The 25080-nt window shown below is 33.6% G+C and carries 23 protein-coding genes; 6 read left to right on the top strand and 17 right to left on the bottom strand.

Translation table 11 applies throughout. From position 1 onward, the window contains the following. Positions 1–48: 48 nt before the first annotated feature. The 4 genes from ABEB18_RS06260 to ABEB18_RS06275 form a co-directional block, all read right to left on the bottom strand. Positions 49–699, bottom strand: coding sequence for a hypothetical protein (locus ABEB18_RS06260; protein WP_348798329.1), 651 nt, complete (start codon positions 697–699; stop codon positions 49–51). A gap of 282 nt (positions 700–981) precedes the next feature. Further along, on the bottom strand, positions 982–3126 hold the full coding sequence (locus ABEB18_RS06265; RefSeq protein ID WP_348798330.1) for a polyribonucleotide nucleotidyltransferase: 2145 nt from the start codon (positions 3124–3126) through the stop codon (positions 982–984). Positions 3127–3346: 220 nt separating this feature from the next. Further along, on the bottom strand, positions 3347–3616 hold the full coding sequence (gene rpsO / locus ABEB18_RS06270) for a 30S ribosomal protein S15 (protein WP_348798720.1): 270 nt from the start codon (positions 3614–3616) through the stop codon (positions 3347–3349). A gap of 111 nt (positions 3617–3727) precedes the next feature. After that, positions 3728–4183 (bottom strand): XrtF-associated fRMsr-like GAF protein, encoded by a 456-nt coding sequence (locus ABEB18_RS06275; RefSeq protein WP_348798331.1) that lies wholly within the window; start codon positions 4181–4183, stop codon positions 3728–3730. Between the two features lie 73 nt (positions 4184–4256). Between ABEB18_RS06275 and xrtF the strand changes: the two genes are divergently transcribed. The 6 genes from xrtF to ABEB18_RS06305 all read left to right on the top strand — a co-directional run bounded on the left by xrtF (position 4257) and on the right by ABEB18_RS06305 (position 9105). Further along, entirely contained in the window at positions 4257–4793 is a 537-nt protein-coding gene (gene xrtF, locus ABEB18_RS06280) for an exosortase family protein XrtF (RefSeq protein ID WP_348798332.1), read from the top strand. Then, complete coding sequence (locus ABEB18_RS06285; protein WP_438861434.1) at positions 4783–5226, top strand: exosortase F system-associated membrane protein; 444 nt, start codon at positions 4783–4785, stop codon at positions 5224–5226. Before xrtF ends, ABEB18_RS06285 begins: the two co-directional genes overlap by 11 nt. A gap of 144 nt (positions 5227–5370) precedes the next feature. Next, entirely contained in the window at positions 5371–5787 is a 417-nt protein-coding gene (locus tag ABEB18_RS06290; protein ID WP_438861435.1) for an HYC_CC_PP family protein, read from the top strand. A gap of 60 nt (positions 5788–5847) precedes the next feature. Continuing rightward, positions 5848–7860, top strand: coding sequence for a TonB-dependent receptor plug domain-containing protein (locus ABEB18_RS06295; protein WP_348798335.1), 2013 nt, complete (start codon positions 5848–5850; stop codon positions 7858–7860). Positions 7861–7895: 35 nt separating this feature from the next. After that, the gene (locus ABEB18_RS06300) at positions 7896–8237 is read left to right on the top strand and encodes a heavy-metal-associated domain-containing protein (protein ID WP_348798337.1); all 342 of its coding nucleotides are present in this window, start codon (positions 7896–7898) and stop codon (positions 8235–8237) included. Positions 8238–8424: 187 nt separating this feature from the next. Then, the gene (locus ABEB18_RS06305) at positions 8425–9105 is read left to right on the top strand and encodes a DedA family protein (RefSeq protein ID WP_348798338.1); all 681 of its coding nucleotides are present in this window, start codon (positions 8425–8427) and stop codon (positions 9103–9105) included. 106 nt (positions 9106–9211) lie between these two features. Here the strand turns inward: ABEB18_RS06305 and groL are convergent, their stop codons facing one another. The 13 genes from groL to ABEB18_RS06370 form a co-directional block, all read right to left on the bottom strand. After that, positions 9212–10843: a chaperonin GroEL gene (gene groL / locus ABEB18_RS06310; protein WP_348798339.1), complete on the bottom strand. Its 1632-nt coding sequence runs from the start codon at positions 10841–10843 to the stop codon at positions 9212–9214. 80 nt (positions 10844–10923) lie between these two features. Then, positions 10924–11199, bottom strand: coding sequence for a co-chaperone GroES (locus ABEB18_RS06315; RefSeq protein ID WP_100431955.1), 276 nt, complete (start codon positions 11197–11199; stop codon positions 10924–10926). A 135-nt stretch (positions 11200–11334) separates the two neighbouring features. After that, positions 11335–11676 carry a preprotein translocase subunit SecG gene (gene secG / locus ABEB18_RS06320; RefSeq protein WP_348798340.1) on the bottom strand — a complete coding sequence of 114 codons (342 nt, stop codon included), beginning with the start codon at positions 11674–11676 and terminating at the stop codon, positions 11335–11337. An 11-nt stretch (positions 11677–11687) separates the two neighbouring features. Further along, a complete protein-coding gene (locus tag ABEB18_RS06325) occupies positions 11688–12659 on the bottom strand; it encodes a tetratricopeptide repeat protein (protein ID WP_348798341.1) in 972 nt (323 codons plus the stop codon). A gap of 48 nt (positions 12660–12707) precedes the next feature. Continuing rightward, positions 12708–13211, bottom strand: a complete 504-nt coding sequence (gene lptE, locus ABEB18_RS06330) for an LPS assembly lipoprotein LptE (protein WP_348798342.1) — start codon at positions 13209–13211, stop codon at positions 12708–12710. An 87-nt stretch (positions 13212–13298) separates the two neighbouring features. After that, a complete protein-coding gene (locus tag ABEB18_RS06335; protein WP_348798343.1) occupies positions 13299–14555 on the bottom strand; it encodes a sigma-54 interaction domain-containing protein in 1257 nt (418 codons plus the stop codon). Between the two features lie 75 nt (positions 14556–14630). Beyond that, on the bottom strand, positions 14631–15017 hold the full coding sequence (locus tag ABEB18_RS06340; RefSeq protein WP_348798344.1) for a GxxExxY protein: 387 nt from the start codon (positions 15015–15017) through the stop codon (positions 14631–14633). A gap of 50 nt (positions 15018–15067) precedes the next feature. Continuing rightward, complete coding sequence (miaB, locus tag ABEB18_RS06345) at positions 15068–16516, bottom strand: tRNA (N6-isopentenyl adenosine(37)-C2)-methylthiotransferase MiaB (RefSeq protein WP_348798346.1); 1449 nt, start codon at positions 16514–16516, stop codon at positions 15068–15070. A 277-nt stretch (positions 16517–16793) separates the two neighbouring features. After that, complete coding sequence (locus ABEB18_RS06350) at positions 16794–18377, bottom strand: glycerol-3-phosphate dehydrogenase/oxidase (protein ID WP_348798347.1); 1584 nt, start codon at positions 18375–18377, stop codon at positions 16794–16796. 214 nt (positions 18378–18591) lie between these two features. Continuing rightward, a complete protein-coding gene (locus ABEB18_RS06355) occupies positions 18592–19992 on the bottom strand; it encodes an efflux transporter outer membrane subunit (protein ID WP_348798348.1) in 1401 nt (466 codons plus the stop codon). A gap of 4 nt (positions 19993–19996) precedes the next feature. Next, a complete protein-coding gene (locus tag ABEB18_RS06360) occupies positions 19997–23152 on the bottom strand; it encodes an efflux RND transporter permease subunit (protein ID WP_348798349.1) in 3156 nt (1051 codons plus the stop codon). A 14-nt stretch (positions 23153–23166) separates the two neighbouring features. Further along, on the bottom strand, positions 23167–24279 hold the full coding sequence (locus tag ABEB18_RS06365; protein ID WP_348798350.1) for an efflux RND transporter periplasmic adaptor subunit: 1113 nt from the start codon (positions 24277–24279) through the stop codon (positions 23167–23169). Positions 24280–24298: 19 nt separating this feature from the next. Beyond that, positions 24299–24784 carry a GbsR/MarR family transcriptional regulator gene (locus ABEB18_RS06370; protein ID WP_348798352.1) on the bottom strand — a complete coding sequence of 162 codons (486 nt, stop codon included), beginning with the start codon at positions 24782–24784 and terminating at the stop codon, positions 24299–24301. Between the last annotated feature and the right edge of the window lie 296 nt (positions 24785–25080).

Raw genomic sequence — 25080 nt, forward strand, 5'->3', positions numbered from 1 at the left:
CTATTGAAGAATTTAACAATCAAATTAATTACAAAAATGTAGCTTAACTTAATGTGCAGTTTTTATTTGCATATCCACAGGAAATATTTTAAGTATGCTACTCTTGGAGTTTACTTCATAAAATGTAAAGTTGTAATCTATAAAATATTTATTGTTTGGAGTGAATTTATAATTTACACCCTCATCATTAATGCGTTTTTGTATGTCTTTGTGATGTCTTATGTATAATTGAAAATTACTGCCAACATTTATTAACTCATGGAAACCTGCTTGGAATTCAACTATCTCGGGTTGAGTTTTTCTTAGATTAACGAAATTTTTACCGTATATACTAAATGAGTCTATTTTGTCCTTAATCAATGTGATGCCTATATATTCTTGTTTTTCAGCAGGATTTAAAATTAGCTGATCTTTATAAACATCATATTTTAATTTGATATTGTGGTATGGCTGATTTGTATATACAACAGTTCCTATGCTAAATTTATCGTTTTTAAAAAACATCGTGTAATCACCGACTACCTTATAAGGATTGTAAGCATATGGTCCATTGTTTAAACCTATATTTTCTTTACCAACAATCGAGTCAAACTTTGAGTATAAAAATGGGTCTGTATTTGTTTGTGAATAGAGTTGTAGAGTGCTTGTAATCATTGTGAAAAATAGTACAAGATTTATTTTGGTTTTTTTGTATTGCATTTTATATAGAAAAAATGAATTTGGTTATTGGTTAGATATTATTTTTTTTATAAAAATAACATTATAAAACACAAAAAAAATTAAAAATGTTATTATTTTTTATTTTTTGTGTGATAATGAATTTAAAGGATGAAAAAAAATGATTTTATAAAAAAAGTTTTCAATATTGATTTATTACTTAAAAATGTATCTTTTTTTGATTCAAGTTGGTGTAACAAAAAGAGGCTATCCATTCGGATAGCCTCTTTTCTATAAATAAACCTTTAGTAAACTAAGATCTGATTACTCTTTTTTCTCCTCACGAGGAGGTCTGGCGATAAGTGCTTTTTTGGACACTTTTTCTTTTTTGGTTTTAGGATCGATTCCTAGGTATTTCACTTGGAAAACATCTCCCATTTTAACCACATCAGCAACATTTTCGGTACGTTCCCAAGCTAGTTCAGATACGTGTAATAAAACTTCGTTTCCTGGTGCAGCAGTATATTCAACTACAGCTCCAAAATCTAGCATTTTGATTACTTTTACCTCATAAGCTTCTCCTATTTGAGGTTTGAAAGTTAAAGCATCAATTTTGGCTAATACTGCTTTTATTCCGTCAGGATCAGTTCCTAGGATTTCTACAATTCCTTGTTCATCTACTTCGTTGATAACAATTGTAGTACCAGTAGCTTTTTGAAGATCTTGAATAACTTTTCCTCCAGGGCCAATTAATGCTCCAATGAAGTTTCCAGGAATAGTTCTAGTAAGGATTTTTGGAGCATGAGCTTTTACTTCGGCTCTTGGCGTTGCAATAGTTTCGGTTAGTTTTCCTAAAATATGCAAACGACCATCACGAGCTTGTGCTAAAGCTTGTTCCATAATATCATAACGCAATCCTTCGATTTTGATGTCCATTTGGCAAGCCGTAATACCGTCAGCAGTTCCAGTTACTTTAAAGTCCATATCTCCTAAGTGATCTTCGTCACCTAAAATATCTGACAATACTGCAAATTTTTCACCATCAGTAATCAATCCCATTGCAATTCCTGAAACTGGTTTTGCCATTTGAACTCCTGCATCCATTAAAGCCATTGTTCCAGCACAAACTGTTGCCATAGAAGACGAACCGTTAGATTCTAATACTTCAGAAACTACACGAATTGTATAAGGGCAATCGGCAGGAATCATATTTTTTAAAGCTCTTTGTGCTAAATTACCGTGACCAACTTCTCTTCTTGAAGTTCCTCTTAGTGGTTTTGCTTCACCTGTTGAGAAAGGAGGGAAGTTGTAATGCAAGTAGAATTTTTCTTCTCCTTGCTCAGATGGGGAATCGATTTGGTTGGCTTCTCTAGAAGTTCCTAGTGTTACGGTGGCCAAGGCTTGAGTTTCTCCACGTGTGAATAAAGATGAACCGTGAACTCTTGGTAAATAATCGGTTTCGCACCAAATTGGTCTTATTTCCGTAGTTTTTCTACCGTCTAAACGAATTCCTTTTTCGAGAATTACGTTACGAACGGCTTCTTTGTTTGTTTTATAGAAATATTTTCCAACTAAACCAGTAAGATCTGCGTTTTCTGCATATTCTTCTTCGGTGAATAAAGCTTTTGCTTCTTCTTTTACAGCTGCAAATTTTTCGCCTCTTTCACTTTTTCCAGAAGCTTCTTGGGCAATTGCATAGCATTTGTCATAAGCAGCTGCTTTTACTTTGGCATAAACAGTCTCGTCTTCAACTTCGCCTTCATAAGTTCTGTATTCTTGAGAACTCAATTTTGCTCTTAAGCGTTGTTGTGCTTCAATTTGAACTTTGATAGCTTCGTGAGCAAATTTGATCGCTTCAATCATTTCGGCTTCAGAGATTTCTTTCATCTCTCCTTCAACCATCGCAACAGAATCCATAGAAGCACCAATCATCATATCGATGTCTGATTTTTCTAATTCTTCTCTGCTTGGGTTGATTACTAATTTCCCGTCTATACGTGCAACACGTACTTCAGAAATTAAGTTGTAAAATGGGATATCTGAAACTGCTAAGGCTGCCGAAGCGGCTAAACCTGCTAAGGCGTCTGGCATTACTTCCTCGTCATGAGACATCAATTGTATCATAACTTGTGTTTCGGCGTGATAATCGTCTGGGAAAAGAGGACGCAATACACGGTCAACTAATCTCATTGTTAATATTTCGCTGTCGCTTGGTCTTGCCTCTCTTTTGAAGAAACCTCCAGGGAAACGCCCTGCTGCAGCAAATTTTTCACGATAATCTACGGTTAATGGTAGGAAATCTACACCTGGGTTGCTGCTACGAGCCGAAACTGCGGTTGCAAGGATCATGGTGTCACCCATTCTTACTACTACAGAACCATCAGCTTGTTTTGCTAAACGTCCTGTTTCGATCGAGATACTTCTTCCATCTCCTAAATCGATTTTTTCTACAAATAATTGTGGAATCATAATTTTTTTTCCTTATTGGTTATACAATCGGTCTTAGTCGTGTTGTTTGTTGTAGTTGTTGTGTAGTTAATGTCTAAAACCCAATGAAAAACCAAACTTTTTTTAATTAGATGTCAATTTTCGCAAATTTGACAAGAATTTTTAAATTTAAAATATTTTTTTAAATCTAAAAAGATAAATAAAAAAAGAGGCACTTTCGCACCTCTTTTCTTTATATTGATTATTTTCTAATACCCAATACTTTGATAATCTCACGATATCTGTTGATTTCTTTTTTCTTCAAGTAATCTAACAATGCTCTTCTTTTACCTACTAATAATACCAATGAACGCTCAGTGTTGAAATCGTGACGATTTTTTTTCAAGTGCTCAGTAAGGTGAGTAATTCTGTGAGTGAATAGTGCGATTTGTCCTTCTGCAGATCCTGTGTTTTCTGCTTTTCCTCCGTGTTTAGCGAAGATTTCTGCTTTAACTTCTTTAGTTAAGTACATGCTAATATTATTTAAATGATTATTATGCGTTCTTACTTTATTGTAAGATGGGCGCAAAAATACTATATTATTTTGAATTTTGAGTTATGAATTATGAATTATTTTATTTGTTTAAAATAATTTAGCAACCTCTTGATTCACAAATTCTAGAAAACGCTCATCGGCTTCGGTAAATGGATCGATCACATGGCTGTCAATATCAATTTGACCAATATTTTGACCGTTTACAAAAAGAGGGATTACGATTTCTGATTTTACCGTAAAACTACAAGCGATGTAATTGTCTTGTGCACTTACATCAGGAACAACAAAATTGGTATTGCTTTCGGCCACTTGTCCGCAAATCCCTTTTCCGAAAGGAATAACAGTATGGTCAGTTTCTGCTCCAACATAAGGGCCAAGGTGTAATGTTTTGGTCTCATGGTTGGCAAAATAAAAACCTACCCAGTTGTAATAGGGAACTGAATTACTCAAAAGTTGACAAATATTTAAAAGTTTTTCATCTCTTGAGGTAGTTGTTTTTGTGGTTATTAGGGTTACTTCTTGTTGTAATTCTTGAAAAGTCATGATCTGTATATTTTTATGCAAAAGTATTTAAAGCTAATCCCATATTTGTATAAATTTGGCAAAAAAAATAAATTTGAAAAAGTATTTTATTTATTATAAGCCTTTTCTGTTTTTTCTGGCTAGTTTTTTTGGGTGTTATATTTTATTGACCTTTCTGTATCAATTCTTTTTAAAAGATTATAAGGATGTTACGGTCGATCCTGTTACTAGAGTTGTAGCCCAAAATACCGAAACATTAATTTCGTTTTTTTCTTCAAATGTTCATACTGAAGTTGTTTTTGGTGAACCTTTCGTTAAGATGTATTTTCAAGATCTTTATATGTTTAGAATTGTTGAAGGGTGTAATGCAATAAGTGTTGTTATTTTATTTATCTCATTTGTAGTTGCTTTTTCAGGTAGTTTAAAAAATACTTTGCTTTTTATTTTAGGAGGGAGTCTTGTTATTTATATTCTAAATGTGATCCGAATAGCTTTACTATTGTTTTTACTTTATTATTTTCCTGAGCAAAACGATCTGTGGCATGATATTTTTTTTCCTCTAATTATTTATGGATTGGTCTTTATTTTATGGATAATTTGGGTTAATAAATTTTCTAAATATGCTAAATAAAATGCTTCAAAATAAGTCTCGATTTTTGGGATGCATCGTCTTGGTTTTTTTGTTGGCACTTGTTAGGTTTTTTGAAAATCAACTGTTTTATGATCCTTTTTTAGATTATTTTAAAGGGGATTATTTAGAAAAACCTTTGCCTGATTTTAATGTAGGATTGTTGTTTTTGGGATTAGTGTTTCGGTTTGCTTTGAATGCATTGATTTCGTTAGGGATTTTGTATTTTTTATTTAAAGATAAAGACATGATTCTGTTTGCAGGTGTTTTGTATTTGTTTCTTTTCTTTATTCTTATACTCGCTTATTTTGGTATTCTTTATTTTTATGACAATAGTGAAAATTTATTGTATTTTTACGTGAGGCGCTTTTTGATTCAGCCATTGTTTGTCATTGTTTTTATACCAGCTTTTTATTTTCAAAAGCTTACAAAATGATAGAGAATTGGTGTGAGGTTGTTTCTAAAATTAATTGAAATTTATAAAACGTTTAATATAAAGGCTTGAGTATGTAATTGTTTTTATAAAAGTTTAACAACATGTTGGTTTTGTGTACTCAATAATATATGTTAATTTTGTGATATGAAATTTAAAAAGCACATAAGTATTTTTTTGACAGTCCTATTTTTGGTTTCCAATGTAGGGTATTCATTTTATGTGCATTACTGTGGTGATTCTATTTCGTCGGTAACTTTAAAACCTACAACTTTAGCTTCGGATATGAAGTCTGAAGGAGATTGTTGTCAAAAAATTTCAACCGAGAAAGAGCGTTGCTGCAAGGATAAAAAAATTGTTGTTCAGAAGAAAACTGAAGACAAAATTTTTAAATCTGTCGCATTTGAATTTTCAAGTGTTTTTTTGGTGCCAAAAATACAGTTAGTTGTTTTTGAAACAGTTGTACTTCTTTTAAATAAAATTTCTATAGCTTATCATTGTGATGCCAATGCACCACCACTCTTTAAGCTATATAATCAATACCTCCTTTATGATATACTATAATGTTTAATTTGAGTTAAGGTCATTTTGACTTAGCATTTTTAATCATTATACTATATTAATATGAAAACAAAATCAATAATGTTATTATTGCTCTTGTTGGCTACTTTTGGGGTATATTCTCAAGATACCTTACAAGAAATAAAAGTAAAAAACAAACGCAAGAGCTTACAAAAATCTTATACCCTTACGGGAAATACTACGCTCATAACGCACAAAGAATTACTCAAAGCTGCTTGCTGTAATCTAGCTGAAAGTTTTGAGACAAATCCTTCTATAGATGTTAATTTTTCGGATGCGTTGACAGGTACAAAACAAATAAAAATGTTAGGATTAACTAGTCCGTACCTAATGATTACTCAGGAAAATATTCCTTCGGTACGCGGTGCATCTCAAACTTTCGGATTGTCATTTACACCAGGCCCTTGGATTGAAAGTATTCAAATCACTAAGGGTGCGGGAAGTGTTGTTAATGGTTTCGAAAGTATTTCGGGTCAAATTAACACCGAACTGGTAAAACCATTGACAGACATTCCTTTGTTTCTGAATGCATATGGTTCTACGGACTCTCGTTTTGAGCTGAATGCTAATTTAAATAGAAAATTGTCTGATAAATGGGCGACTAGTTTGTTGTTACATGGTAATATTCGAAATTCAAAAATGGATATGAATGACGATGGTTTCTTAGATAATCCTCTACAAAAACAACTTAATTTAGTAAATCGTTACCAATATTATAATGCAGAAACGGGTTGGGTGAGTTTTATTAATTTCCAGTTTATGGATGATCATAAACAAATGGGGCAATTGGATTTTAATCCAGATACCGACAAAGGAACAACTAACCATTGGGGTTCAGAAATTGATACTCGAAAAATTGATCTTTCTTCAAAAATAGGATATGTTTTTAAGGATATGCCTTATCAAAGTATTGGTTTTCAGAATGCTTTTTCTAGTTATAATCAAGATTCTTATTATGGTTTGACGGATTATGCTATTAGGCAAAATAGTTTTTATTCTAATTTAATCTTCAATTCTATTATAAATAACGATAGAAATAAGTTTGCTACAGGTTTGAATTTTACCTTTGATGATTACAGAGAGTTTGTAAATGCAACAGATTATAGTAGAACAGACAATACGGTTGGTGCTTTTTTTGAATATACTTACGATAATCAAGATAATTTTAGCTTAATACTAGGAGGTAGAGTTGATTATGGCAATCGTTTAGGCATTTTTGCAACTCCAAGACTACACGCCAAATACAATCCTTGGGAAAAAGGAGTTTTGAGATTATCTGCGGGGAGAGGAAAACGTTCGGCTAATATTTTTGCCGAAAATCAAACTTTGTTTGCCAGCTCTAGAACATTCGATATTCTAAATGCAGGAGGTAAGTTATATGGATTAGATCCTGAAATTGCATGGAATTATGGTCTTAGTTTTATGCAAGGGTTTAAATTGTTTGGTAGAAGCGGGGATGTAACGGCTGATTTTTACAGAACAAATTTTCAAAATCAGATTGTTGTTGATGTTATGGAAAGCCCGCAATCAGTGGTTTTTCATAATTTAGATGGAGCTTCGTATGCGAATAGTTTTCAATTAGAATTTAATTATGAATTAGCAAAACATTTAGAATTTCGTTCTGCTTACAAATATTATGATATAAAAACCGATTATCTGTCTGGAAATTATCAACGACCATTGCAAGCTGCTCATCGTTTCTTTGGAAATTTAGGCTACGAAACGCATATTCAAGACAAAGGACAGCAGTGGAAATTTGATTTTACATATAATTGGATTGGAGAACAACAATTACCTAATACGGCTTCTAATCCTGTGGCATATCAACTTCCAAGTAATTCTCCAGCCTATTCTTTGATGAATGCCCAAATTACTAGAACTTTTTCGAGTACTTTTGAAGTGTATGTAGGAGGAGAGAATATTGGGAATTATACTCAAAAACCTGCAATTATAGATCCGCAAAATCCTTTTGGCTCTTATTTTGATGCTACAATGTTATATGCACCCGTATTTGGGCAAATGTATTACGCAGGATTGCGATTTAAAATAAAATAAAACAATTAAGAATTAAATTTAAAAATATAAAGATCATGAAAAATATAGTTATAATTATGTTGTTGGTATTGGTTGGTTTCTCTGCACAAAGTCAAACAAAAAAAAATAAAAATGCCAAATATACTACCGAAGTGAATGGAAATTGTGAACAATGTCAGAAGAGAATTCAAAAAGCAGCTTATTCTGTTCCTGGAGTAAAATCGGCTACATGGGATATTGGGACCCATCAATTGACTGTAGTTGTTAATGAAGAGAAGTGTTCTTTGACAGATGTAAAAAAAGCAATCGCCAAAATAGGGCATGATACAGATTCAGTGAAAGCAACAAAAGAAGATTATGATAATTTGCACTCCTGTTGTCAATACGATAGACTTTAGTTTGTTTAGCAATAAAGTTTTTGTACGAGTCAATTGATTTGTATAAAACAAAAAAGGAAGCATCAAAATAGAAGTTCTGTTTTGGTGCTTTTTTTTTAATCGTTAATTAAACTTTAAAATAAAGCACGGGTTTGTGGGACATCTAAATTATTATTACTTTCACGGCTCAAATTTAAAGCAGAAATTTATGAGTAATTTTGATTGGACCCAATTAGTAAATCCTGAATTTTATATAACATTTACAATTGGAGGCGTTCAGTTGGGTTTGTATATCGTTTTGTTTATTGTTTTTGCAGAAACTGGCCTTTTTGCTGGTTTTTTTCTTCCAGGTGATAGTTTACTTTTCCTTGCTGGAATTTACAGCAGAGATTTGGTTCAGAGTGTGATTTATATCGAAAGTGATTTGTTAAATCTTCTTTTGCTTGCCTCATTAGTAGCTTTTTCGGGTATAATCGGGAATATGGTTGGATATTGGTTCGGTGCCAAAAGCGGATATTATTTATACAATAGAGAGGATACTTTTTTGTTCAAGAAAAAATATTTGATTCAATCTAAAGATTTTTTTGAAAAACACGGAGGGAAAGCTATTATCTATGCAAGGTTTTTGCCTGTAGTAAGAACTTTTGCTCCTATTGTTGCTGGAATCGGGAGTATGGATAAGAAAAGATTTATGTTCTATAACATATTGAGTTCTATTTTGTGGTCTTTTACATTGATATTTGCCGGTCATTATTTATACGGATTTTGTCTAAATCAATGGGGGATAGATTTAAAAGAGCATATAGAGAAAATTGTAATTGCTATTATTTTAGTGTCAACAATCCCAGTTTTCCTAAAGTTATTCAAACAGAAAGGTGCTGCTAAATAAGTACTTTATATAAAAGTAAAAACCGTCTAATTAGACGGTTTTTTTTATGAGAGATGATTGAAAAAAACGATTTTCGACATCGCAAAAATCGTTTTCAATTCAAATATTACATCATACCTGGCATACCTCCACCCATGTGGTTTCCTCCGCCAGCATTTTCTTCTTTGATATCGATTAAGGCACATTCTGTTGTCAGAATCATACCTGATACCGAAGCGGCGTTTTCTAAAGCTACACGAGTTACTTTTTTAGGGTCAATAATTCCTGCTTTTAGCATATCAACATATTCGTCAGTTTTGGCATTGTATCCAAAATCACCTTTTCCTTCAGATACTTTTGCTACAACTACTGAACCCTCAAGACCAGCATTTTCAACAATCGTTCTTAATGGAGATTCAACTGCACGAGAGATAATTTTAATTCCTGTTGCTTCATCAGCGTTTTCTGCTTTTAGGCTAGAAAGAGCTTCTTTTGCTCTTAATAAAGCAACACCTCCACCTGCAACAATTCCTTCTTCAACGGCAGCACGAGTTGCGTGAAGGGCATCATCAACACGGTCTTTTTTCTCTTTCATTTCAACTTCAGATGCAGCTCCAACATAAAGAACAGCAACACCCCCAGCTAATTTAGCCAAACGTTCTTGTAATTTTTCTTTGTCATAATCAGATGTAGTAGTCTCCATTTGACCTTTGATTTGGTTCACACGATTTTTAATCATGTCTGCATCACCAGCACCGTTTACAATGGTAGTGTTATCTTTGTCGATAGCGACTCTTTTTGCGCTACCAAGCATTTCTAATGTTGTGTTTTCTAAAGTGTGCCCTCTTTCTTCTGAGATTACAGTTCCGCCAGTTAAGATTGCGATGTCTTCTAGCATTGCTTTTCTTCGATCTCCAAAACCAGGAGCTTTAACAGCAGCAATTTTTAAGGCTCCACGTAATTTGTTTACTACCAAAGTTGATAAGGCTTCACCATCAACATCTTCAGCAATAATTAATAATGGTTTTCCGGATTGTGCAACTGGCTCTAAAACAGGTAATAATTCTTTTAAAGAAGAAACTTTTTTGTCATACAAAAGGATGTAAGGGCTGTCAAGTTCTGCTTCCATTTTTTCTGGATTGGTAACAAAGTATGGAGAAAGATATCCTCTGTCAAATTGCATTCCCTCTACAACATCTACGTAAGTGTCTGTTCCTTTGGCTTCTTCAACAGTGATTACTCCTTCCTTTCCAACTTTTGCAAAAGCATTAGCGATTAATTCACCAACTACTTCGTCGTTATTGGCTGAGATCGATGCAATTTGTTTGATTTTGTCAGAGTCGCTACCAACAACTTTTGCTTGTTTTGCTAGATCAGCAACGATTACTTCAACTGCTTTGTCTATACCTCTTTTTAAGTCCATTGGGTTTGCTCCAGCAGCAACGTTTTTAAGCCCTTCTTTTACGATAGCTTGTGCTAAAACAGTAGCGGTAGTAGTTCCGTCTCCAGCTAAATCATTTGTTTTAGAAGCAACTTCTTTTACCATTTGAGCTCCCATGTTTTCAAGAGCATCTTTTAATTCGATTTCTTTTGCAACCGAAACACCGTCTTTAGTTACAGTTGGCCCACCGAAAGATTTACCAATAATAACGTTACGCCCTTTTGGGCCAAGTGTTACTTTTACAGCATTTGCCAATGCATCAACTCCACGTTTTAATCCATCACGTGCTTCTATATCAAATTTTATATCTTTTGCCATTTTATTTTGTTCTGTTTAAAGTTTATTAGTTTAAGATTTCAAGTTGTCTTGATACTTAATTCTTTCAGACTTATTGTTGTTTAGATGATAGCAAGGATATCGTCCTCACGCATAATCAAATAATCTTTTCCTTCTAGTTTTAATTCGGTACCAGCATATTTCCCGTAAAGAACTGTGTCTCCAATTTTTACAGTCATAGTGTGGTCTTTTGTCCCATTTCCAACAGCAACTACTGTTCCTTTTTGTGGTTTTTCTTTGGCTGTATCTGGAATAAAAATTCCTGACGCTGTTTTCGTTTCAGCCGCTACTGGTTCAATAAGAACTCTATCTGAAAGAGGTTTAATGTTTAAAGTCATGATTTTTTATATTTATATTTAATTTACTGATTCTTGTTCTTTCAGAAATTATGCCATTGCGCTTAAACTGACATTATTTCTTATGAAAAATGCCAGCTTTGGCAGGCTGGCATTCTATGTATTGGTGTAAATAAATTACTTAGCTGGTGTAGCTGGTGCAGGTGTGTTTTCTGCAGGAGCTTGAGTAGGAGCATTTGTTTTTGGAGCTGCTGCCTCAGTGTTATCTATAATTTTTGAATCAGAATCGCTTAAGGTTCCAGTGAAGCTTAAACCTGAAAGTAAAATTAAAGCAATTAATAAAGTTGCTAATGTCCAAGTGCTTTTGTCTAAGAAATCAGTTGTTTTCTGAACACCACCTAACATTTGAGAACCACTTATTGTAGAAGATAGTCCGCCGCCTTTAGGATTCTGAACCATTATTACTACTACCAATAGAAAACATACTATTGTAATTAAAACTAAAAAAATTGAAAACATACTATTATTTATTAATTATTATTTTGTTGGACTATCTTAATATCTTTTATACGGTCTGCAAAGAAACTACTTTTTTCTGGATATTTCAAAATTAAAATTTCATAAGCTTGAATAGCTTTTTGATATTTTTTTTGTTCCAAATATACTTTGGCTAAAGTCTCTGTCATCAAATAAGAATTGTCTTCTTTGTTTAAGTCGATATTTGGTGTAAATACGGCTCCAGGCTTTATCGGTGGTATTTTTGGACTGGTCTCTATGAACTTGTCAATCAATGCTGCTTTTTTTATTTTATCTTCATCAATGATTGGCTGGGGTTCTTTGGGAATACTTTTAATTTCAGGTGTTTTTTCGCGAACGATTGGTTGAATGCGCGAAATTTGTAACCATTGATGAAAGGAATGGGTTTCGGATTTTGAAAAATCGATTGGTTTTCCTATTTCTAATTTTTTTTCAATTTCGGTTATAGCTTCCTCTGTTGTTTCTTTGGTTTGCTGGGGTAAGGCGGTATTGATTGGCCCTAAAATCGATTGCTCTATATTTTTATCAATATCAATTTTATCAACAAGTAAAGAATTACTTGAAAGAGTTGTAGTGTTAGCTTCTTTTATTGAAGTAAGTATCGAATGCTCCAAAGGACTTATTTTGGGCTCGTCTATTTCTTCTTTTTTTATAATTAAACTATCTACTACATTAATATTGAGTAATTCCTCTATTTTTTTTTCGTAAGTTTTCTTTTGAATTGCTGTAAATGAATCTGAAGTTATAAAATCAAACAATACACTTCTATCTGTTGTGTGAGCTGCGGCTATTTTTAAAGCAAAATTATATTTGTAGCTATTTTGATTATAAAGACCTTTCAGACGTAATGCTCTTGCGCTTTGGAAAAATGGAAATTCATCCAATACTTTTTCTAAAGCCATCGTTTGATTTTCGATGATTTCCTCTGGTTGGTTTAATAAATAATTATAGCTACTGATGTTCATTTTAAATATTTCTTACTTTTTTATTTGACTATATAATTGGAAACTAATTTACCATTTTGCTAGAGATTCGTTGAAAATATCTTGTGTGATTCTTTCGAATATTTCTTTGATTGCGGCGTCTTTTGTCGCTCCAACTAATTGTGTATTTGCTGGAAAATCATAATAAAATTCGAAAGATTTATCGAAATCATCTGACTCTTTGTTTTTATTGGTAAACCTAACATTTATTCTAATTTTCAGCCTACTTTGAGCAGCTTTTTGATCAGCAGTTGCTGTCATTGGACTAATTCGGTAATCTGTAATTTCGCCTTCATAGGTCAAATCTCCTCCATTTTTTACTAATTGTAAATTGGTTTGGTTTTGGATTAAGTCCTGTAAAGTTAACGTAAAAGTTCTATCAATACCAGGTTCGATTACCTCTGCATTATTAGGAAAAAAGTTTACTTGATAGGTTTTGGCATCAATTTTTCCTGTTCCTGTAAAGTTGTAAACAGAACAGCTGTTGGTAATTGTTGTAATGGTAAGTAGTAATAATAAATGTATTTTTTTCATTGTACTTTGTGAAATTCTTTTTTAGAAACTTTCTAAAGGAGAGAATATAGTTTCCAAATGTAGTTTTTTTAGTGTTTGAGTTTTGTTTTATAAATCAAATTGTTTTATTTTTCGATATAGAGTGCGTTCCGAAATTCCTAATTCGTCAGCAGCAGCTTTTCGTTTTCCTTTGTTTTTCTCTAATGATTTTTTGATCATTTCAATTTCTTTCTGCTCCAATCTCAAAATTTCTTCTTCTTCTATGGTTTCAGCCAGAAGATAATTGTTGGAATCCTGCTCTTCATAATCTTGTTCAATATTTGAATGATATGAAGTGCTTGGAGTTTCTTCAAAATCTATTTCGCTATCATCTTCTTTTGATCCGTAAATTTTTTTGATAAGTGATTTGTTATTTTCCTGAACATTAGAATTTCCATTTTGCATTAATTCTAAAGTAAGTTTTTTTAAATCGTGTAAATCACTTTTCATATCAAAAAGAACTTTGTACAAAATTTCTCTTTCGGTATTAAAGTCGCTTTCGCTTTTTTTATCTTTTATAACTGAAGGTAAAACGTTGTTGTCTTCACTTGGTAAATACGATTGAAGTGTTGTAGCATTTATATCTCTATTGGTTTCTAGGACTGATATTTGTTCGGCAACATTTCGCAATTGTCTAATATTACCACTCCAGCGAAACTTTTGCAAAAGCAAAATAGCACTTTCGTCTAGTTTTAATGGAGGCATTTTGTATTTGTTGGCAAAATCGGCTGCAAATTTTCGGAACAATAAATGGATATCATCTTGGCGCTCTCTTAATGGCGGTAATACAATATCTACAGTGCTTAAACGATAGTATAAGTCTTCACGAAATTTTCCTTTTTCGATAGCCTTGAATAAATTAACATTGGTTGCTGCTACAATTCGAACATTTGTTTTTTGTACCTGAGAAGATCCAACTTTTAAGAATTCTCCATTTTCTAAAACACGTAACAAACGAACTTGCGTAGTAAGGGGTAATTCGCCTACTTCGTCAAGGAAAATTGTTCCGCCATTGGCTACTTCAAAATAACCTTCTCGGGTGCTGGTGGCGCCTGTAAAAGCTCCTTTTTCATGTCCAAAAAGTTCACTATCTATTGTTCCTTCAGGAATAGCACCACAGTTTACAGCTATGTATTTTCCGTGTTTTCGATGCGATAGGGAATGGATTATCTTTGGAATGCTTTCTTTTCCTACACCACTTTCACCAGCAACCAAAACAGAAATGTCGGTCGGTGCAACCTGAATGGCTTTTTCTATTGCACGATTCAGTTTTGGGTCATTCCCAATAATCTCAAATCGTTGTTTTATGTTTTGAACTGTTTCCATTTTTTATATCAAGGCTAGAAGCAATTTGTTTTTTTAATTTACCACAAATTACACAAATTTTCACAAATTCTTTTTCTATGTATTTATTAATCTTTTGTGAATTAATGATTTGTTTTGAAAATTTGCAATTATTCCGACTGGTGTGTCTGCTAATTTCATATAATTTAATGTTTGTGCAAGATGATCATTACTAATTTCTTTTACTGATTTTATTTCGAGAATAATATCATCATAAACAACAAAGTCTGCATAAAATTTATGAGGTAAAATAATTCCCTTGTATTCTACATTAAATTCTTTTTCTCTTTCGAACGGAATATTATGATTTTTAAATTCTATCTCTAAAGCATCTTTATAAACAATTTCAAGTAAACCAGGTCCCAGTAATCGATGAACCTCCATACAAAGGCCTACAACTTTGTAGTTTTCATCTTTTTTGTAATAATACTCAGAGTCACTCATGTTAATTTTTTAATAAAAGTAAATTTGTGAAAATTTGTGGTCAAAAGAAATTAGTTCATTTCTGAATATCCTACTGCTTCCCCTTTTAGGGTTCCGCTAGTACAACTTATGATTTTTACATTTACAAAATCTCCAATTTTATAATGTTCTTTTGGGAATACCACTGTGATGCTTTGTGAATTTCTGCCCGAGAATTCTTCCTTCGATTTTTTGGATACTTTTTCAATTAAAACTTCAACTGTTTTCCCTATAAATTCTTCGCTACGAAACCAAGCGTGTTTTTGTTGCAAATCAACAATTTCTTGTAATCTTCTAGCTTTGGTTTCTTCAGGGATATCATCTTTCATTTTTCTTCCAGCCAAAGTTCCTGGGCGTTCAGAATAACTGTACATGTAACCAAAGTTGTATTTTACATATTCCATCAAGCTCAAAGTGTCTTGGTGATCCTCTTCGGTTTCTGTTGGAAATCCTGAAATCATATCTTGCGTGATGGCAGCATCAGGAACAATTGCGCGGATTTTATTTATCAAAGTCATATATTCTTCGCGAGAATGCAAACGGTTCATTTCCTTTAAAATTCGATTACTTCCCGATTGAACAGGTAAGTGAATGTGCTTGCAGATATTTGGGTATTTGGCAATAACATGTAAAATGCTTTCGTGCATATCCTGCGGATTAGATGTCGAAAAACGAATTCGCATTTTAGGAAAACCAACAGCAACCATTTCAAGCAATTGATCAAAATCGACTGCGGTTGCTTTTTGCATTTCGGTAGCGTTTACAAAATCTTTTTTCAATCCGCCGCCATACCACAAATAACTATCTACATTTTGGCCTAAAAGAGTAACTTCTTTAAACCCTCGATTCCATAAGTCTTGAATTTCGTTCATAATACTTTGAGGTTCGCGGCTACGCTCACGTCCTCGAGTAAAAGGAACCACACAAAAGGTGCACATGTTGTCACAACCTCTGGTGATCGAAACCAAAGCGGTAATCCCGTTGCTCATCAATCGCACCGGAGAAATATCGCCATAAGTTTCTTCTTTAGACAAAACAACATTTATGGCATCACGACCATCTTCAACTTCATTCAATAAATTTGGTAAATCTTTATAGGCATCAGGTCCTACAACAAGATCTACAATTTTTTCTTGTTCTAAAAACTGACTTTTCAAACGTTCAGCCATACAACCCAAAACGCCTACTTTCATTTTTGGGTTTACTTCACGTTTTACAGCGTTGTATTTTTCTAAACGTTTGCGAATGGTTTGTTCTGCCTTATCTCTAATAGAACATGTATTGACCAAAACCAAATCGGCTTCTTCTAGAACTGAAGTAGTGTTGTAACCGCCATCAGCAAGGATAGAAGCAACGACTTCGCTGTCTGAAAAGTTCATGGCACAACCGTAACTTTCAATAAAAAGTTTTTTAGTGTTTTCTGGTTTATGTTCTAATACAAGGCTATTCCCTTGTTTGCTTTCTTCAATTATCTTTTCCATAAGGGTATTTTCAATTCCGCAAAGATAAGGTAAATGCAGTAATTATGACAAGATGTCAGATGAAGAATTAACAACTTTTTATGTACTTGTTTTTAGGTTTTGTATTTAGGAGCTACTTCCTGCTTTTCGTTACAAGTCCTCGTCCCGCTGGCAACATTTTTATGTAGTTGCAAGAGCTTCCTTTGGTCGCTTTGCCTCTACACAAAATGTAAGCCATCGAAACTCTGGGCTTTTCACTATAATCAGGGCTAGGGCAGTAGTTTTCAAAAAGAAGAATTTACAAAACCCGAAATTCTTTCAATAAAAAACCATTAGCAACAGATTTAAATTCGTTCAATTGATTTTGAATCCAAATGGGCTCCTGTTTCAATTCTTTAGCCATTATCGTAGCGACTTTTTCAGAACATTCTATCGCTGCTCGTGCATCTAGAAATAATAACCTAACACGTCTTGCTAGAATATCTTCTACAGTTCTGGCCATCTCGTATCGAATGGCCCAAACCACTTCGGCTAAAGTATATTCGTAATTTGGGTGCAATTTTTCTTTGAGTTCAGGTTCGGTTCTTTGTAATTCAAGTATATCATTGGCATCTGTTCCATAGACAAACAAATGGTTTTGAAAATTTGTGGTGTTGTTTTGATTGTTTCCGTGAATAGATAAATGCTTAGTGACACATTTGTTTTTGGGTAATTTATGAACTTCGATAGTTTTGTTTACAAGATCTTCGGCGATTTTTCGATAGGTTGTCCATTTGCCCCCGGTTACACTAATTAAACCTGTTTTTGAAATAATTATTTTATGGCTTCGGGAAACTTCTTTAGTGTTTTGTTCTTCTTTTCCAGGAACTGCCAGTGGTCGTAATCCTGCAAAAACGGATAAGACATCTGATCTTGTTGGTTTTTTGGATAAGTATCGTTGGGCTGTTTCTAATACAAATTGAATTTCTTTTTCTAATGCAATTGGTTCGATTGCCGTTTTCTTGACTAGTGTGTCGGTTGTGCCAACTACAATTTTATCATGCCAAGGAACTGCAAAAAGTACTCTTCCGTCACTTGTTTTTGGGATCATCAGTGCATTTTCGCCCAAAAGAAATGATCTGTCAAATACTAAATGAATACCTTGACTCGGAACAATGTATTTTTTATAAACGGTATCATTCATTTTCATAATAGCATTGGTAAAAACGCCAGTCGCATTTATAACCGTTTTGCTTTTTATGCTATATTCTATTTGGGTTTCTTTATCTATTGTTTTTACACCTATAATTTGTTTTTTATTATTTTTTAGTAATTGAGTAACTTTAAAATGGTTGAGTACGCAAGCTCCTTGTTCTACAGCGGTTTGTGCCAGATTTATTGCCAAACGAGAATCGTCAAATTGGCCGTCGTGATAGAGTACTCCGCTTTGTAAGTCTTTTTGTTGTATCGAGGGTAATGCGTTTATGGTTTGCTCTTTGGTTAAATATTTGGAACTTCCTAGACTCAACTTTCCAGCTAATACATCATAAAGTTTTAGACCTAAAGTATAAAAATAACCTCCCCACCAATTGTAATTAGGGATGATAAAGGATTCGTTCTTAACTAAATGTTTTGCGTTTTTGGCTATTAATCCTCTTTCTTGAAGGGCTTCCATTACTAAAGCAATATTGCCTTGTTCTAGGTAACGAACTCCGCCGTGAACCAGTTTTGTGCTTCGGCTAGAGGTTCCTTTAGAAAAATCTATAGCTTCTAATAGAAGTGTTTTGAGTCCTCTACTGGCCGAATCTACTGCTGTACCCAGTCCATTAGCACCTCCGCCAATAATGATGATGTCCCAAATTGGCTCTTGGTTGAGTTTTTTTAACTGTTCTGTTCTATTCATTTAGCAATTTTATTGTAGTAAATTTAATCAAATAATTATATGATTTGTTGTTGTAAAATGAATTTTAAGTTACCCGAAAAGCATTGGACAGTTTTAATTGTGATCTAAGATCATTTTTTCGAACAGCAGTGTGATTTTTGAATTAAAAAAAAATCTGCTTGCTAAAAAAATAACAAGCAGATTTATAAAAAAATATAAAAATTAAGAGAAAATTTTATTGCCAACCGCCACCAAGTGCCTTATACAATTGTATCAAAGCATTGAATTGTTGGTATTTGTTATCAATTAGACTCAATTCAGCGTTTAGAGTTTCCGCTTTTGCAGCCAAGACTTCCAGATAATTTACCATACCGTAGGTCAATAATTCATCTGAGTAATCGCTGGCTAAATTCAAGGTTTCAACTTGTTTGTTGCGAACTTCAATTTTAGTAGTTTCATTTTTATATTGTGCTAAAGCATTTGAAACTTCGTTTCCAGCAGTAAGTAAAGATTGCTCAAATTGTAATAAAGCGGCTTGTTGGTTGGCTTGGGCAACTTCATAGTTCGTCCTGATTTGTCTTTTATTAAAGATGGGTTGGGTTAATCCGCTAACAATATTGGCAAAAATAGAATTCGCACTCAACCATTGTTTGATGTCAATACTTTGAAAACCTCCTGTAGCTGATAATGTAACAGTTGGATAAAAGTTGGTTTTTGCAATGTTGGTTTGTTCAAAATTTTGAATCAAATTATATTCTGCCGCAATAACATCAGGTCTGTTTCTAAGCAGAACAGCAGGAACACCTAAAGTGATTTGAGTATCTATTTTTTGATTTTCGATGGTACCTCTTTCTAAGTGTTTTGGATTTTCACCCATTAACATATTTAGTTTGTTTTCAAGAAAAATCACATTGTTTTTCAAATCAGCCAAAATCAATTCAGTTGTGAATTTCTGCGCTTCGGTTTGTTTTACACCCACTTCATTCACCGATCCCGCTTTTTTCAAATCGATCATGGTTTGAACACTCTCTACACGATTGATTAGAGTTTCTTCGGTAACTTTTATTTGGGCATCAACAGAAAGTAATTCAAAATAAGTAGAAGCAATTTGAGCAATTAAATCTGATTTTACCGCTTGATTGGCTGCTTGAGTTTGCAAATAAGCAGCATTGGTAGCACGTTTGTTACTGCGTATTTTACCCCAAATATCAGCTTCCCAAGATAAATTACCAGTCAATTGATATTGGTTAACCTTTGTGTTTTGAACCACTCTACCCATTTGACTGTTTTTGGATAATTCTTGATGAGTCCAATCGGCACCCATAGAAAAAGAAGGTAAATACCCTGCTTTTCCTTGTTTCATCATGGCTTCAGAGGCTGCCAAGGTTTGCATGGCAATTTTGATATCCAGATTGTTTTGCAATCCAGTTTTGATGTATTCCTGCAAAATTGGATCTGTAAATATTTTATCCCAAGACACATTCGCCATTGAAGTACTATCGGTACTTTTTGTTTCGGTACGATACAATTCATCGGTTTTAACTTCCGGCCTTTTATAATCTTTGGTAACTAAACAAGATTGCAACAAGATTGCCGAGATTGCCAATAAAGCAATGTTGTATATTTTATTTTTCATAATCTTATTCTAAAGTTTGAATGTCTGATTCCTCAACAGGTTCAGGGAGTGGTTTTCCAGAAATTTTTTCTTGTAAATTTTGGAAAATGATAAACAAAATCGGAATAACAAATACTCCTAAAACAGTTCCGATTAACATTCCGCCAATAGCTCCTGTTCCGATGGCTTTGTTACCCACAGCTCCAGCACCTTGTGCCAACATTAATGGTAATAATCCTAAGATGAAGGCAAACGAGGTCATCAAAATTGGACGCAAACGTGCTACTGCTCCTTGAATAGCGGCTTGGGTTACACTCAATCCTTTTCGTCTGGCATCGGCTGAGAATTCTACAATCAAAATGGCATTTTTCGCTAACAGACCAATAAGCATAATGAGCGTAATTTGAAGGTAAATATTATTGGTTACCCCAAAGAAGAATGCAAAAATGTAAGCTCCAGCTAAACCAATTGGTAAGGATAATAAAACGGCAATTGGCAATACATAACTTTCATATTGAGCTGATAGTAAGAAATAAACAAACACGATACATAATATGAAAATAAAGAGGGTTTGTCCGCCGGCACTGATTTCTTCACGAGTTAGTCCTGAAAATTCGTATCCGTAACCCAAAGGTAACTTTTCGGCTGCTACTTCTTGAACCGCTTTAATAGCATCTCCAGAACTAAATCCAGGATTTGGTGCTCCAGTAATTTTTACCGAAGTAAATAAGTTGAATCGCTCAATAGCTTGTGGACCAAATACTTTTTCTAATTTCACAAATTGCGAAATTGGAGCCATTTGACCTGAACTGTTTCGAACTAAAACGGTATTTAATGACTCAGGATCGGTTCGGAATATTGGTTCTGCTTGATAAATAACACGGAATTGTTTTCCGAATTTATTAAAGTTTGACGAATACACACCTCCGTAATATCCTTGCAAAGTTCCTAAAACATCGGTTACTGTAAGTCCAGCTTTTTTAATGGCAGGAACATTCAAATCAATTCGATATTGAGGATAGTTTGGCGAAAATGCTGTAGAAGCATATTGAATTTCCGGGCGAGCATTTACAGAAGCCAAGAAATCTGAACTTACTTTGCTGAACTCCTGAATTGAACCTCCTTTTTGGTCTTGTAATTGCATTTCAAAACCATTCGAAAATCCGAAACCAGTTAGGGTAGGACGAGCAAAGAACAAGACTTTAGCATCTTTAATTGTCGCTGTTCGTTTAAAAAGTTCTTGAACTACAGCCGAAATTTCAGATGATTTTTCTTTACGTTCTGCCCAAGGTTTTAGTTTTACAATTACCATTCCGTAGTTGTTACCTGTACCGCTAAGCATACTACGACCCGAAATACGAAGTACTTCTTTAATTTCAGGAATGTCATTCAATTTGTTTTGTACCTCTAATAAAACCTCTTCAGTTCTTTTTAAAGAAGTTCCAGGTGCTAATGAAATATCAGACATAATTGATCCCGTATCTTCATTAGGAACGAAAGCTTTTGGCGTAATATTTAATAATAAAACGAAAATTCCAGTAAAAATGGCAATTCCCAAGAAAGCCAACCATTTTCTCTTAACAAAAAATTCTACTGACTTTTTATATTTGGCTGTGGTAGCATCAAATCCAGTATTGAAAGCAGTATAAAAACGGTCTAAAAATCCTTTTTTAGGTGCATTTTTATCGTGTTCTTTCAAGAAAATGGCACATAAAGCAGGTGATAATGTTAGGGCGTTAATAGCTGATAAAACAATAGAAACCGCTAATGTTAATCCAAATTGTTTGTAGAAAACTCCTGATGAACCACTAATAAAAGAAACTGGAATAAATACCGCTGACATTACCAGAGTAATCGAAATGATGGCGCTACTGATATCATTCATAGCACTATGGGCTGCTTTTTTAGGATTATGTTCACCGGCTTCCATTTTGGCATGAACCGCCTCAACGACCACAATGGCATCATCAACCACAATTCCCACCGCTAATACTAAAGCAAAAAGTGTCAATAAGTTGATGGTAAAACCAAACATACTCAAGAAAAAGAACGTACCAACAATAGCCACTGGAACCGAAATAGCCGGGATAAGTGTTGATCTCCAGTCTTGTAAGAAAACGAAAACTACCACGAAAACTAAAATAAAGGCTTCAATTAAAGTGTGAATTACTTTTGTAATGGATTCATCCAAAAAGTCATTCGCATTAATTAAAGTGGTGTAATTTACCCCTTTTGGAAAATTTACTGAGGCATCGTCAAGTACTTTTAACGAATGTTCAATTACTTCCTGAGCATTTGATCCAGCAGTTTGGGCAATGGCAATTGCTACCGATTGATTTCCATTGGTCAATGTGTTACTGGCGTAATTGATAGCTCCCAATTCTACTCGTGCAACATCGCCTAATTTAAGAACTTCTCCATTTGGTGTTGAGCGCACCACAATTTCTTCAAATTCTCTAGTGGTTTGTAAACGACCTTTATATTTTAAAATATATTGAAAAGAGTGATCACTACTTTCTCCTAATTGTCCAGGAGCCGCTTCAATGTTTTGTTCGGCTAATAAGGCATTGATATCAGCTGGAACTAAACCGTAGGCCCCCATTACGTCTGGTTTTAACCAAATACGCATAGAGTAATCTTTTTGACCAAAGATCATAGCTTCTCCTACACCAGTAACCCTTTTTAGTTTAGGAACGATATTGATGTTAGCATAATTTTGAAGGAAGGTCATGTCATAATTAGGATTTTCACTGTAAAGTGAGAAAATCAAAATATTGTCACTTTGTCTTTTGGCTGTAGTTACCCCAGCTTTTGTAACCTCTTGTGGTAAAAGTGGAGTAGCACGTGATACACGGTTTTGAACGTTTACCGCAGCCATATCTGGATTGGTGCCTAATTTGAAATATATATTAATGGAAGCTGAACCGTCATTATTAGATGTAGAAGTCATGTAAGTCATGTCTTCAACACCATTAATTTGTTCTTCCAGCGGAATTACAACGGAGTTCATTACTACTTCGGCACTAGCTCCTTGATAGTTAGCCGAAACGGTAACAGTTGGAGGGGCAATTTCTGGATATTGTGAAACGGGAAGTGATATTAATCCCAAAACACCCAGAATAACGATGATAATAGAAATCACCGTTGACAATACGGGTCTGTCAATGAATTTTGAAAACATAGGGTGTTATTTTATTATTTAGTTTCTTTTGTGTCAGAATTTGCTAATACAGGATTAGCTACAATTTCAGGTTTGATTTTAGTTCCTTCAGAAATAATTCCGATTCCTTCAATTAAAATGGCATCATCCACATTTAAACCTTTATCAACTACATAAAATTTTCCGCCTGGAACTTCGCGAACTTCTACTGGTTTAGCGACAACTTTATTGTCTTTGTCATAGCTAAGAACAATTCTTTTGTCTTGCATTTCTAAAGTTGCATTTTGTGGAATTAAAATTACATCTTGTAAATTGGTTGGAATTTTAACAGTCCCGCTACCACCAGAACGCAATAATTTATTAGCATTTGAAAAACGTGCTCTTACATTAAATGATCCAGTTTGCGTGTTGGCTTGACCACTAAAAGTTTCAATTTTCCCTTTTTGATCGTATTCAGTTCCATTACTTAAAATCAAATTTACAGCTGGCATTTGGGCAATTTTTTCCTGAAAAGTTTTTCCAGCTGCATGCATGGTAATATCCAATTGTTGTTTTTCGTTCATGGAAAAGTATGCGTAAATAGTGCTTACATCAGAAATTCTCGTCAACGGTTCTGTAGTTTGGCTGCTTACATAACTTCCTAAGCGTAAAGGCAAGGTTCCTACAATTCCATTTACAGGACTTTTGATGTTTGCATAATTAATTCTTGCAATGATACTTTGGTAGGTACTTTTTGCACTAGCTAAATTGGCTTTGGCAGTTTCTAATTGTACATCGCTAATGATTTTTCTTTCAACTAATGGTTTCAAACGATTAACTTCTACTTGAGCAGCATCTACTTTAGCTTTAGCAGCACTAGCTTCCTGATCGGCAGTTTGAGTTTCTAATTTAAAAAGAGGTTGTCCTTTTCTCACTTCTTGTCCTTCTTGAACATAAATCTTTTCAATATAACCATCTACTTTGGCACGAATGTCAATATCGGTAATACCTTCAAGGGTTGCTGGATATTCAGCCAATAAAGAGGTGTTAGATTTGCTAACTTTAATAACTTTATAAGGCATAACAACTGGCTCTTTTTGTTCGTTTTTCTTTGCACATGAAGCAAATACTAGCATTATGGCAATTAGCGAGAATTGAATATTCTTCATTTTGGATTATAAATTATGATTATGATTTTTTTTCTATTTCTTTAAATTCTTCAATTGATTTAAGAAGAATATCTTCAATATTTTGCACGTAAGATTTGTAAGCTTTGGCATGTTCTAAGTTGTGACTTTCTTGTTTGCAACTCATGGTTTGTGATCGGTAAATAGTAAGCTTGTCAATCAGTTCTTTTTCATGATTAATGACCTTAATATAATTAGCCAATCGGTTACTGAAAGGTGCTGCCTTAAAGTATTTCCTGCGGTCACCTGCAAAAGTGTGATAATAAATACGTTCTGAGTTTAATAATAAATGTAAATTGGTTGATACCGAACTTTTGCTAGCTCCTATTTTAGTTACAATATCTTCAAATGTCAATCCTTGTTTACATCCATCAAGAATTAATAACCCCATAATTCGGGCAGCTAAGGGAGGTACATTGTATATGGACTCAAAATGTATCCCAAACATCTCGATTAATTCTTCTTTTTCTTTTTGTAAATCTTCCATTAGTAAAAAATTTACTCAAAGATAAAGTTAGTTCGGTAATCAACGAACTAACCGAACTTTAAACTTTTGTTAAAAAAACGAAATCGATTTATTTTCAATAATCATCACATCAAAAAAAAAATGAAGTTATTGTTTTGTGCAAAATCTTGAAATTGATTTTTGAAATTGTTATTGTGATTAAATTTTTTAATGGTTGTTGTCAATAAATAATTGTTTTCTGTTGAGATTTAAATTGTAATTAAAATCAATGAAAGGTAGATATTTAAAAAAAAAAATTATTTTTGCGATTCAAACAA

It is taken from the genome of Flavobacterium adhaerens, from assembly GCF_040045115.1.
In the GTDB taxonomy this organism is placed as follows: domain Bacteria; phylum Bacteroidota; class Bacteroidia; order Flavobacteriales; family Flavobacteriaceae; genus Flavobacterium; species Flavobacterium adhaerens.